General features: G+C 40.0%; 12 protein-coding genes. 8 read left to right on the top strand and 4 right to left on the bottom strand.

Going from position 1 to position 12,090, the window contains the following annotated elements; translation table 11 throughout:
- Positions 1-7 precede the first annotated feature (7 nt).
- The gene (locus F2B13_RS03950) at positions 8-937 is read left to right on the top strand and encodes a TIR domain-containing protein (protein ID WP_149275977.1); all 930 of its coding nucleotides are present in this window, start codon (positions 8-10) and stop codon (positions 935-937) included.
- Between the two features lie 43 nt (positions 938-980).
- On the opposite strand, the gene F2B13_RS03955 is transcribed toward F2B13_RS03950, so the two are convergent.
- Entirely contained in the window at positions 981-1,922 is a 942-nt protein-coding gene (locus tag F2B13_RS03955; protein WP_149275978.1) for a 3-keto-disaccharide hydrolase, read from the bottom strand.
- 168 nt (positions 1,923-2,090) lie between these two features.
- Between F2B13_RS03955 and F2B13_RS03960 the strand changes: the two genes are divergently transcribed.
- Positions 2,091-3,557, top strand: a complete 1,467-nt coding sequence (locus F2B13_RS03960) for a Gfo/Idh/MocA family protein (protein WP_149275979.1) — start codon at positions 2,091-2,093, stop codon at positions 3,555-3,557.
- Positions 3,558-3,706: 149 nt separating this feature from the next.
- Here the strand turns inward: F2B13_RS03960 and F2B13_RS03965 are convergent, their stop codons facing one another.
- On the bottom strand, positions 3,707-4,165 hold the full coding sequence (locus F2B13_RS03965) for a nuclear transport factor 2 family protein (protein WP_198440077.1): 459 nt from the start codon (positions 4,163-4,165) through the stop codon (positions 3,707-3,709).
- Between the two features lie 140 nt (positions 4,166-4,305).
- Here F2B13_RS03965 and panB point away from each other — a divergent pair, with 140 nt between their 5' ends.
- From panB to F2B13_RS03985, 4 genes are read left to right on the top strand one after another with little or no spacing between them, the layout of a single operon-like run.
- On the top strand, positions 4,306-5,124 hold the full coding sequence (gene panB, locus F2B13_RS03970) for a 3-methyl-2-oxobutanoate hydroxymethyltransferase (protein ID WP_149275980.1): 819 nt from the start codon (positions 4,306-4,308) through the stop codon (positions 5,122-5,124).
- Positions 5,125-5,173: 49 nt separating this feature from the next.
- Positions 5,174-5,656 (top strand): signal peptidase II, encoded by a 483-nt coding sequence (lspA, locus tag F2B13_RS03975; protein ID WP_149275981.1) that lies wholly within the window; start codon positions 5,174-5,176, stop codon positions 5,654-5,656.
- Positions 5,644-6,360 carry an RluA family pseudouridine synthase gene (locus F2B13_RS03980; RefSeq protein ID WP_149275982.1) on the top strand — a complete coding sequence of 239 codons (717 nt, stop codon included), beginning with the start codon at positions 5,644-5,646 and terminating at the stop codon, positions 6,358-6,360. The genes lspA and F2B13_RS03980 overlap by 13 nt, the downstream gene beginning before the upstream one ends.
- A 30-nt stretch (positions 6,361-6,390) precedes the next feature.
- Positions 6,391-6,924, top strand: coding sequence for a DUF4252 domain-containing protein (locus F2B13_RS03985; RefSeq protein ID WP_149275983.1), 534 nt, complete (start codon positions 6,391-6,393; stop codon positions 6,922-6,924).
- Positions 6,925-6,963: 39 nt separating this feature from the next.
- On the opposite strand, the gene F2B13_RS03990 is transcribed toward F2B13_RS03985, so the two are convergent.
- Complete coding sequence (locus tag F2B13_RS03990) at positions 6,964-7,773, bottom strand: DMT family transporter (protein ID WP_149275984.1); 810 nt, start codon at positions 7,771-7,773, stop codon at positions 6,964-6,966.
- A gap of 57 nt (positions 7,774-7,830) precedes the next feature.
- Entirely contained in the window at positions 7,831-9,375 is a 1,545-nt protein-coding gene (locus F2B13_RS03995; RefSeq protein WP_149275985.1) for a hypothetical protein, read from the bottom strand.
- A gap of 146 nt (positions 9,376-9,521) precedes the next feature.
- Here F2B13_RS03995 and F2B13_RS04000 point away from each other — a divergent pair, with 146 nt between their 5' ends.
- Both F2B13_RS04000 and leuB read left to right on the top strand, forming a co-directional pair.
- The gene (locus F2B13_RS04000; RefSeq protein ID WP_149275986.1) at positions 9,522-10,697 is read left to right on the top strand and encodes a 2-isopropylmalate synthase; all 1,176 of its coding nucleotides are present in this window, start codon (positions 9,522-9,524) and stop codon (positions 10,695-10,697) included.
- Positions 10,698-10,842: 145 nt separating this feature from the next.
- Positions 10,843-11,961 carry a 3-isopropylmalate dehydrogenase gene (gene leuB / locus F2B13_RS04005; protein WP_149275987.1) on the top strand — a complete coding sequence of 373 codons (1,119 nt, stop codon included), beginning with the start codon at positions 10,843-10,845 and terminating at the stop codon, positions 11,959-11,961.
- Positions 11,962-12,090 lie beyond the last annotated feature (129 nt).

Genomic DNA, 12,090 nt, shown 5'->3' on the forward strand with positions numbered 1-12,090 from the left:
CATCAAAATGGAAAAAGAAAAACCTAAGGCGTTCATCAGCTATTCTTCATCAAACGGCGACTTTGCTGAATTGCTGAAAGTGAAGTTAGAGCAATCAGGAATAGAGGTCTGGCGGGATACTCATGAAATTGCAGCTGGTGAAGAATGGAGAAACGAAATTGATTACGGGCTTTTAAATTCAGATTGTATTATTATTATTTTGAACAAAAACGCTTCTAAGTCCCCTTACGTTACCTATGAATGGGCCTTCGGTTTGGGAAATGGAAAAAAGATAATCCCGGTCTTACTAGAAGATTGTGACATACACCCTAGAATTCGAGTATTGCAATACCTTGATTTTACTGAAAATAAAAGACCTTGGGGAGTGCTCGCCGAAAGAGTTCATCAAGTATTTAAAAAAAATATTTCGCAAAAAAATAATAAGGAACGGCTTTCTTTGGAACAAATATTCGAGGGCATACAATCTTTGGTGAACGCGACCGAAAAAAGAAGTGCCGGTTCAGGTAACTTGACCGCAGCAGCCAACAAAATGATGAATGCCGGTAATTATCTAAAGTCGGTTGAACTTGAATCACAGCGCATTCTCTGGGTAGACGATAATCCGGATAATAATATCTATGAAAGGGAGGCCCTAAAAACTTTAGGATTCGAATTCGATTTGGCTAAAACCACAAAAGAGGCCCTCAACTTGTTAATAAATACTTCGTATTGTGTAGTTATATCAGATATGGGTCGAGCTGAAGGTGCCCATGAAGGGTATGTACTACTTAAAGCCCTAAGACAACAAGGAAACCAAATACCTTTTCTTATTTATGCCAATTCAAACCGTTTAGAACATAAAATAATGGCTCAGGAAAAAGGTGCACAGGGAAGTACAAATAGGGCCGACGAACTCATCGACTTTGTAACGACCCATGCACGAACTAAGTCTTCATGACCTAAACAAACCTTGTGTGCTAGAGAACGTGAATCAACCTTACTTATTCGACCCGAGGCGTCACCGTGAATTTACGGAAGGAAATGGGGCCATGGTCACCTTGGATCAAGAACGGACCAGGTTCCGACTCCTTGCTATCCAGGGCTCCACCTGTGATTCCCGGAATATTCTGTTCACAAATTATGGTTTTCCCATTTGCCACCACGGTAACGCGACGCCCCACTAAGGTCACGTCATAGGTTTGCCATTCGCTGGCAGGATTAGCTGCCATTTCGTTCGGGGTCAAAAATCCGTAAATACCTCCGAACAAAACACTACTTGGTTCGCTGCCATGGTCGTCGGTTATCTGTATTTCGTATCGGCCTCGTAGATAAACGCCACTATTGCTTCCTGGAGGAACCTTAAACTCAATATGGGCCTTAAAATCATTGAATTTTTCTTTGGATACCAAATTGGCCCCGGACTCCGGACTAGTCAAAATACCGTCTTCAACAATCCACTGGTTTTCGCCCATGGCCTTCCATCCGCTTAGGTCTTTGCCATTAAAAAGTTCGATGGTTTCACCCCATTTTGGATTTTTGGTGTAGGGTATTTTCGGAGCCCGAACTGCAGTCCAGCTATAGGACTTTCCATCGGTAAATATCATCTCACCTTTTAGCCCATCTCCATCAACGCTACCTTCAAACTCCATATCTTGACCTTCAGGTTCCCATTGTTTGGGTATCGAAAAGTAAAATGTACCATCATCGATTTTCACTTCAGAAATGGGTCTGGCACTACCGGAAGCATAAACGAAACGGCCTACATAAGTACTCGTTCCGGAATGTGAAATCTCGAGCCATGAGGGTAGCTTTTTCCCATCTTTTTCGATGACCATATCCCATTTACCTTCAAAGGGGTTCGTATTGTTGGCATGTTGACCATATGAAAGTATTGAGGTCAACAGGGTAATCAGTGTAATACGGAGGGTGATTTTAATTTTCATTAGAGTGTTTTTTTATGCAAGCCCTAAATATATGAAAACTGAGAATATCTAAATAAAATTACGGGCAATTAGCATATATTCAAGAATGATCTTTTTTTTAAACGATGTCTTAAATTTATTAACTTTATACTCTTGATTTTTTAATAATATTCCAAAAAGAACCAAAAAATGAAACAGAAAAAGTCGAAATCGACGGCCAATTCACGTCGGTCATTCATTAAAAAAGGAGCATTGGCATCCTCAATATTTATTGTACCTAGGCATGTACTAGGGGGTGCTGGCTATCTTGCACCTAGCGATCGATTGAATTTAGCCGCCATCGGTTCGGGAGGAAAGGGTGCAAGCGATATTTTTAACGCCTCGGTCAATGGTCGAGAAAAAGTAGTCGCTCTTTGCGACGTCGATTTCGAAGGTTCTGCAAAAAAATCGGTCGAACGTTTTCCTAAAGCTAAATTATATGCAGATTACAGGGAAATGTTGGATAAGGAAAAGGGCATCGATGCGGTTACAATATCCACCCCCGACCACGTTCATGGTCCGGCCGCAGCCTATGCAATGGACAGGGGTGTTCATGTGTACGTTCAAAAACCAATGACCCATAATATTCAGGAAGCACGGAAGCTCACACAAATGGCCCGTGACAAAAAAATAGTGTCGCAAATGGGGAACCAAGGAGGGTCAAACCCGCTTTTGGGAATGGTTCAAAAATGGATCGACAATGGTTCCATCGGTGCCGTATCTAAGGTGCAAATATGGACAAATAGACCCGTTTGGCCCCAGGGTCATGCCATGCCAGAACCCAATGCAAGTCTAAAACCTGAAAGTCTCGACTGGAACCTATGGTTAGGTCCAGCGGAAAAAAAGCCGTATATACCCAACATACATCCCTTCAATTGGAGAGGATGGTGGGACTATGGAACTGGGGCCCTAGGAGATGTTGGCTGCCATTTGGTGGATATTCCTTTCCGTACGTTAGGGCTTAAATATCCGACAGACGCCGAATGTAGTGTTGGGTCTGTCTATTCTCAAATGTGGAATGCCGACTATCATCCGGAAGGCTGCCCTGCTTCGTCTTTTATTACCCTTCATTTTGATGCCACGGAAAAGTCGAAATCTCCCATTGAGATGACATGGAGTGATGGAGGTATTCGGCCCTCACATCCGGATATTATTCCTGCAAGCAATGACATTGGAGGTCCTGACAGTCAAAATGGCGTTCTTATTATCGGAGAAAAAGGCATCATTTCTACCAATATCAACGACAGTAGCCCATTAACCCCGAAACTATATTTGAATGATGGCACTACCGATTTCGGTCCAGAAACCGAATCTAACGAAGAGCCGGAATACGGTCACCAAAGAAAGTGGGTCGATGCTTGCAAAGCCGGCTTCAACAGCCCCGAACACCGAGCCCTGACTTCTTCTTTTGATTATGCCGGTCCCATGACAGAAACGGTTCTTATGGGCAACTTGGCTATTCGTAGTTATTTGTTACGCAAAGAGGATGATGAAGGTAAAATGGAGTTCTACGGCCGTAAAAAATTATTATGGGATGGTGAAAATATGAGAATCACCAACTTTGAGGATGCCAACCAATTTGTAGGACGCAATCATCGTACTGGTTGGGAAGTATAGGCTTTTCACATAAACCGTAGCACATGTTTGACATTTTAGGGGGAAGGCGATAGTACATCGTTTTTCCCCTAATTTTTTGATCCATACAAGTCTGATTCCAAACCTCCAATTTAAATATACCAATCGACGAGGCTTTTTCTTAAGTACTCTTATTCGCAAGGTTTTCTGCGCCGTGTATCAACAATATAAATAATCTGCCATCCTTTGTCGGTATCTTTTACCAACTGAAAAGAATTAACCCCACAGTGATGAAAATTATGGTTTAATCGAAACTCATAAGGCGTCCAAGCATGTGCCATTGGACCATCGATTTGAATAGTGAAATCTTTTATAATCTCTCTGAATTGAGTGGTTTTAGGAATACTCACGATAGATCTTAAAAAATGAACAAGTTCCTCGTCCTTAACCGTGACATTCCCTTCTTCTGTCATACTAATTGTTTGAATAACGACATCCTCGGAAATTGTTTCCTTGATTTTCATGGAATCTTGTGCATGAAAGCCTTCAAAAAAAGTTTCAATCGTCTTTTGAACCTGGGCTTTTTCCTCACCTTGACCAAAAAGTTGACTCACAAAAAGAAATAGAAGAAGTGATAGCACGTTTCTCATGAAAATAAATTTTACCAAACTTACTAAAAATTGCATCTCATCTCCATTCGAAACAATTGATCTGAGAACCGAGAATTGACAATGAGAATTCACAAACCCAACATTTTCATTACATTTATCCTTCAAAAAGTAATTTTTAAATGTCAACGGCAAAAAAAAAGTATAAAAGGGTTACGGTAAAGTCTCTCGTGGATATGAAACAAAATGGAGAGAAAATCTCTATGCTTACCGCTTACGACTATTCCATGGCAAAGATTATCGACTCGGCCAATGTGGATGTTATTTTGGTGGGCGATTCGGCCAGTAACGTTATGGCCGGTCATGAAACTACCCTACCTATAACTTTAGATCAAATGATATACCACGCATCTTCGGTAATTCGAGCCGTAGAGAGGGCACTTGTCGTTGTCGATATTCCCTTCGGCAGTTATCAAAGTGACCCAAAACAAGCGTTGCGATCTGCCATTCGAATTATGAAAGAAAGTGGAGCCCATGCGGTCAAACTTGAAGGCGGAATAGAAATCAAAGAATCGGTCAAAAGAATCTTAAATGCTGGTATACCGGTCATGGGCCACCTAGGTCTTACACCCCAATCTATATATAAATTTGGCACCTACACAGTGCGGGCAAAAGAAGAACAGGAAGCCGAAAAACTAATGAAAGATGCCGAGCTTTTAGAAAGGCTCGGGTGCTTTTCCATCGTACTTGAAAAAATTCCCGCAACATTGACAAAAAAGGTATCTGAAAGCATCTCAATACCAACAATCGGTATTGGGGGCGGTAAATTTGCAGATGGACAAGTATTGGTCATCCACGACCTTTTAGGCATGACCCATGAGTTTAATCCCCGATTTTTAAGAAGATACATGAATCTTTATGAAGAGATGGGAAGCGCCATCTCGCAATACGTATCGGACGTCAAAAGCATGGATTTCCCCAGTGATGAAGAACAGTATTGAGTAAAGTAAATGTCTTAACCAGGTTTCAGAATTATCGACAAACCCTAAAATGCTAAGAAAAACGGTTATTGTTGTTTTGGTATTGTTGAATATTGGTTGTGACCAACTTTCTAAAACCGTCGTTCGTAAGAGTGTCGAATCAAAAGATTATATCGAGGTAATCGAAAATCACTTTATCTTGACCAATGTAGAAAATACAGGAGCCATGTTGGGTTTTGGGCAAAACCTCCCTCCTATTTTGAAAATCATTTTTCTGCAAGTTTTACCTGTACTCGTTCTGGTCATTCTATTAATGCGGATTCTTTGGAAATCACATCTTAATGGTTGGCTCATTGTAGCTTTTGGCTTTGTCATTGGCGGTGGTATCGGAAACCTCATCGATCGTATTGCCTATGGGTCGGTAACTGATTTCTTTCAAATAAGATTGGGCATTTTCAAGACCGGTATTTTCAATATGGCAGATGTTTCGGTGACCATTGGCATACTATTGCTTTTGTTCTTTTCTATGAGTAAACAAAAATGGTCAATCTAGTGGACTCCAAAATCATTTCAAACCCCAATAACCTTAAGGTTCTATATGAAGACAATCACCTCATTGCCATTAATAAAAGACCTGGCGATATCGTGCAGGGTGATAAGACCGGGGACATGCCCTTGAACGAAGTAGTGAAATTATTTTTAAAGAAAAAATACAAGAAGCCCGGTAATGTGTATTTGGGGGTGGCACATCGCCTTGACCGACCGACTTCGGGCATTATTGTTTTCGCTAAAACTTCAAAAGTGCTACCCCGCCTTAACAAGCTTTTTGCAGAGAAAAAAGCAAAGAAAACCTATTGGGCAATTGTAAAAAATCTCCCTGAAAAAGATAGTGATACCCTAGTCCATTGGTTAAGCCGTAATACCAAGCAAAACAAATCGTATGCCCATACCCATGAAATAGCATCGGGAAAAAAAGCTGTGCTTGAATATCGGATTTTTCAAAAATTGAACAATTATTATGCCTTGGAAATCGATCTGCTGACTGGTCGACACCACCAAATTAGAGCCCAATTAGCCGCTATAGGGTGTCCCATTAAGGGAGATTTAAAATATGGTTTCGATAGAAGTAATAAAGATGCCAGTATTCATCTACATGCCCAAAGTCTTTCCTTTGTACACCCTGTTCAAAAGTCTGCGATTACCCTTACGGCATCCCCTCCCGATGACCCGCTCTGGAATATTTGTGCGAAGAAATAGTATATTAGTACAACTATAAAACACTATACCATGAAAAGAATATTTTCGCTACTTGTACTACCGCTACTTATGTCTTGCAGTACCTATAATTCCATTGATAGCTTTTACAATGCGCATAAAGCAGACAATCAGGTTACGGCGATAAGGATTCCTCATTTTATGCTCTCCTTACTTAGTAATATATCACCGGAAATGAAATCGTTGGTCGGCAATACCAAAGATTTAAGGTACATGCAATTTCCAAGCACTACCCCAGCGCGCACAAAATTTCTAAATGAACAAATGAATGGAATAACTGGCAGTTCGTTTATAGAGGTGTACCGCAAAAACGATAATCTTAAACGGAATGTAGTGTCTATAAGAGAAAAAAGGGATGTCGTAAAGGAAATATTAATTTACAACAACAATAATGATAGGGGATCCTTTTTATATTTCAATGGTAATTTTGACCCCGTAAAGGTTCGTAAAATGGCTAGTAATGAAGAGTTTATGAAGTTCGGGAATGATCTTATCGACCAATATAATTTGGGTACAAATACAGGTATCAATCAAGAGGGTGATTGACCAATCAAAAATGAAATTCCCTTCTTCTTCCTGAACCAATTATCGATATGACCGAACACTTTCTACAATAACGGAGGTCAGAATTAAGGCACCGCCAAAAATAGTGGTCAAAGTAGGTACTTCAGATAATGCGAGGGCCCCTATTAAAATACCGTATACGGGCTGAATACTACTTAGAATACTTATCGTAGTGATCGAGAAATGCTTGAAGCAATTAATAAACATGGTATGACCGAATACCGTGGTAATCAGCGCTAGCCCCAAAAGGGCTTCCCAATACTCTCCAATACCTCCAAGATCGTATGTAAAAAATGCCGGAATCAACAAAACACCTGAAATTGCCATTTGATATGCCATCAATAGAGAACCCTCATAACGATCAACTTTTGTTTTTAATATCAAATTACGAATGGCATAACATAAGGCGGAAAACAACCCAAAGCCAATGGCCACGGTATGTTCGTTCTTAAAACTAAAAGCCGGTACCAAGAGATAAACACCAAAGAGAACGAGGCCGCCAAGAAGCAGGTGCATCTTTTGAAACCTTACTTTCAAAAATAAGGGTTCCAAAAATGCGGTCATTACGGGGTATGTAAATAAAGAAAGCATGCCAATGGCGACATTCGAAAGTTGTAATGCCTGAAAATAACTTACTAGGTGTACCCCCATCAAAACACCGCACAGCAGAATAGGACCTCTGTCCTTACTACTGAGCCTAAAAGAGATGTTTTTCGCCTTACAATAAATAAATAGAAACAAAAATGCCAAGACCACTCTTAGGCCAATAGTTAAGGGCGGGGGTAGTACTATAAATTTACCGAAAGGCCCCGAGGTACTCATAAGTACCATGGCTAGATTAATTTCGAAAAAATTACGTGTATTAAAAGAGGATTGTTGACTCAATATCTATCTTATAACAGCCATGGCCTTTTCGCGTATAATTTGATCCACCGGCTTGTTTTCCAAGTGGCTTTCAAGCCAAGAAATAATATCTAAATATAGAAATGCCCGTTTTTCATAAGGATGGTCTTCATATTTTTTCAATTCGTTATAAAGTTTCAGAAACTCATTTTTCAACTCATGGGGATATATGTTTCCAAGATTACGTAAAAATTTAATCATCTCCTTTTGCACGGCGTGTAAATCGTTCATCTTCAACAAGAACTTGTAGGTGCTCTTCAACTGAATTTCTAAATGATAATCCATACCTGCTTCATAATGAGCTACCAAACTTAATACTCTGGCAAAACACATTAAATCCTCACGCATCTTTAGATTCTTATTATTAATAATTTTTTTCAAAAACTGAATGCATGTCTTGTTATCTCCGACACCAAAGTACAAGCAAGCAATTTTATAGTACAAAATCATGATATGATGAGCATCGATTCGGTCTTTATGCTTGTTGATTCCGTATTCAATGATTTTCACCAAATACAGTCCCTTTTTAAAAGTACCTTCTAGAAAATGTAGGTTTAATTTATTGGCATTGATATATAAAAAAGTCAATGAGGCAATGTTGTCGTTTTTTGGAAAACTCTTACTTTGAACCACTTTTTCCAAACGGTCAAGCGTATGTTTGAATTGAGAACTGTATTTGACATAAAATAAAGATTCCAAGAGATAGTGGTTGCCCTTAAGAAAGAAAACGGGGTTTAGCTGAATCTGTTCTTTTTGATCATAAAATAGGTCGACCCATTTGCTCGCATATTTATAAGAGGACAAAAAATCCTGTATTAGAAAACTATACCATAGATGTGCTTTGTACAGCCATAACTTTTCACGAAAACCGAGGGTTTCAATTTGGTACTTTGGAAGATGACTTTCAAAATATTCCTTTACCCTAATAAAATCTTCATCGCTTCTAACATAGCCTACCTTAAGCATGATGCCGTAAAGTTGAAGCGATAAATTCGACAACTTGCTAGTCATGACGTTCTGCGCCGAGAGCTGCTTTGCTTGCACCGCCAACTCGTCTGCACGATCGGGAATACTACGGGTGATGTATTGGGTCTCGATAATTTTTTCGAGTTCCACAATCTCATATGCTATATTCTTTTCTTCATTCTCAATGGCAGTCGACTTGGCCTTGTCCAAAATTTTCAAACTCTGCTTGTAAAGACCCTTTTGATATAATATAGTAGCAAAATCAAGTTGCTCCCTAATCTGCACCCTTATACTTTGGTTTACGGGATTCAAGCGTAAGCTGACCAATATCTGTTTATAAAGATGGGCTTTAAGATTAGAAAGTTGTGATTTTTTGACAATACCGCTATCGAGTATGGTTTTTTCATCATATTTTTTCATCTTGTCCATCAAGTTGAACAAGGCTAAAAATTTGGCATCGGTATTCACCCCCAGCCTACCTACATATAATTTGAATTGGCGTTTTTCAGATTTTGAAAGTGATTTTATCAACACGAACAAAGCATCTCTATGCGCATTTGTCATCGTAAAAATTATTCTTTAATACACTGTTTATCAATTAATTAAGCAATCACAAAACCTACTTAACGTTGTACATTGCCCTGTAAACTTTAGGTGGTTTGCCCTATTGGTTATATATTCGTACAATCTCGCTAAACTACACAAAAATAATGAGTAAAGATAAGGTACAAATTTTTGATACGACACTTCGAGATGGAGAGCAAGTACCCGGTTGTAAGTTGGATGCCGGACAAAAATTGGTAATTGCGGAACGATTAGACCAATTGGGTGTGGATATCATAGAAGCAGGCTTTCCTATATCAAGTCCGGGGGATTTCAAATCAGTCTCACAGATTTCCGAATTGGTTAAAAATGCTACCGTTTGTGGACTAACTCGTGCTGTAAAAAAAGACATAGAAGTTGCGGCGCAAGCACTGAAACTTGCCAAAAAACCACGTATACATACCGGAATAGGGACATCGGACTCACATATTAAGTATAAGTTCAACTCTAATCGCGATGCCATTATCGAACGTGCGGTGAGTGCCGTAAGCTATGCGAAGACTTTCGTAGAAGATGTTGAATTTTATGCGGAAGATGCGGGTCGTACCGATAATGAATTTTTAGCGAAAATTTGTGAAGCTGTGGTCAAAGCTGGAGCAACGGTCTTGAACATTCCTGATACCACGGGATATTGTCTACCTGAAGAATATGGCGCGAAGATGAAATACTTAAAAGAAAATGTGACAGGTATTCACAAAGCCACCCTGTCTTGCCATTGCCATAACGATTTAGGACTTGCCACTGCCAATTCGATTGCCGGCGTAATAAATGGAGCCCGACAAATAGAATGTACCATCAACGGAATTGGGGAACGAGCCGGTAATACCGCCCTCGAAGAGGTTGTAATGATTCTCCGGCAGCACCCCGATCTCAACCTCGATACGAATATCAATAGCAAATTACTTTATGATACGAGCCGTATGGTCTCAGAAAAAATGGGTATGATCGTGCAGCCAAATAAAGCTATTGTTGGTGCAAACGCTTTTGCGCACAGTTCGGGCATACACCAAGATGGTGTTATCAAGAATAGGGAAACTTATGAGATTATTGACCCCGTAGACGTCGGTGTTAATGAATCCTCCATTGTACTTACCGCTAGAAGCGGACGGGCCGCCTTGGCCTATCGCGCAAAGATTGTGGGGTATGAGTTGACAAAAAAGCAGCTCGACGTAGTGTATCAAGAGTTTTTGAAATTTGCCGATGAGCACAAAGAGATATCGGATAACGATATTCCAAAAATTATTGAGACCAGCAAGCTTAAAATCGAAAGTGTTTCGCAATAAACATTTAAAAGCCTGCTCCTTCTTGTTTTACGCTTAAATTTTTTGTTAATTTAATTAGTAAGGGTCTTATTATCCTTCTCCTAAACTAGAAAATCTTAATTAGGTATTCTAGAAAAAAGGATTAACAGTCGTATTACCTTCCTATATGCAACTAAAGATTGCCCTTCTTGGGGGAGATGGCATCGGACCAGAAGTTTTGGCCCAGTCCATAAAGTGTTTAAAGGCGGTCGAGGAGACTTTCAATCATCGTTTTGAATACGTAGAGGCGCCCGTTGGTGCCGTTGCCATATCGAATATGGGAAAACCCCTACCCAATGAAACATTAAAGCTTTGTCGAGAAGCCGATGCCATTCTATTCGGAGCCATTGGCGCTCTAGAATATGACAACAACCCGGAAGCGAAGGTTCGTCCCGAGCAGGGCCTACTCCGACTTAGAAAAGAATTAGGTCTTTATGCAAATATTAGACCTATTAAAATGTTTCCGGCACTTTTGAAAAATTCGTCCTTAAAAGAAAAAGTGGTTGCCGAAACCAATATGGTCATTTTTAGGGAACTCACCGGTGGTATCTATTTCGGTGAAAAAAAGATAAGCCCTGATGGTACGCAAGCTTCCGACCTCTGTAGCTATTCCGAAGGTGAAATTAGTCGTATCGCCCACTTGGCCTTTAAAGCAGCGAAAAAAAGAAGAAAAAAATTGACTTTGGTCGACAAAGCCAATGTTTTGGAGTCATCACGGCTATGGCGAAAAACGGCAACCGAAATAAGTAAAAGTTATCCCGAAATTGATTTTGAATGCCTTTTTATTGATAATGCAGCCGTTCAATTAATGATGAAGCCCAGCAAATTCGATGTAATTCTTACCGACAATATGTTTGGCGACATCCTGTCTGGACTCGGAAGTGTGATCATCGGTTCTGCAGGGTTGCTTCCTTCCGCATCAATCGGTGAAGAAAACGCTATGTTCGAACCGTTACATGGCTCATACCCCCAGGCAAAAGGTAAAAACATCGCCAATCCTTTGGCATCCATATTGAGTGCCGCCATGTTATTGCAGCATTTCGGTTTGGATGAAGAGTCGAACGCCATTGTCGCCGCTGTGCACAAATCTTTATTTAAAAAAGTAGTCACTTCGGATATTCTGGGAAGTAGTAAATATGGTACTGAGTATGTAGGTGATTTTGTGGCAGAGAACATTGTGGACTCGGAAGAGAACCGTAAAATCAATGAAGAGAACATTGGCTTAGGCAAGTCAACCATCATATAGTGAAACTACTTTCCCTATTTATTTAGCAACTGCTATACAATGCCTATGATGGTCAAACCGCTCAGAAAAATGGAGCCTATCGAACTTTATGACCCCTTTTCAAAAAAACTTTAAATCAAGGTATTCTAT

Origin of the sequence: Pareuzebyella sediminis (assembly GCF_008367235.1) — a bacterium.
Classification (GTDB): domain Bacteria; phylum Bacteroidota; class Bacteroidia; order Flavobacteriales; family Flavobacteriaceae; genus Pareuzebyella; species Pareuzebyella sediminis.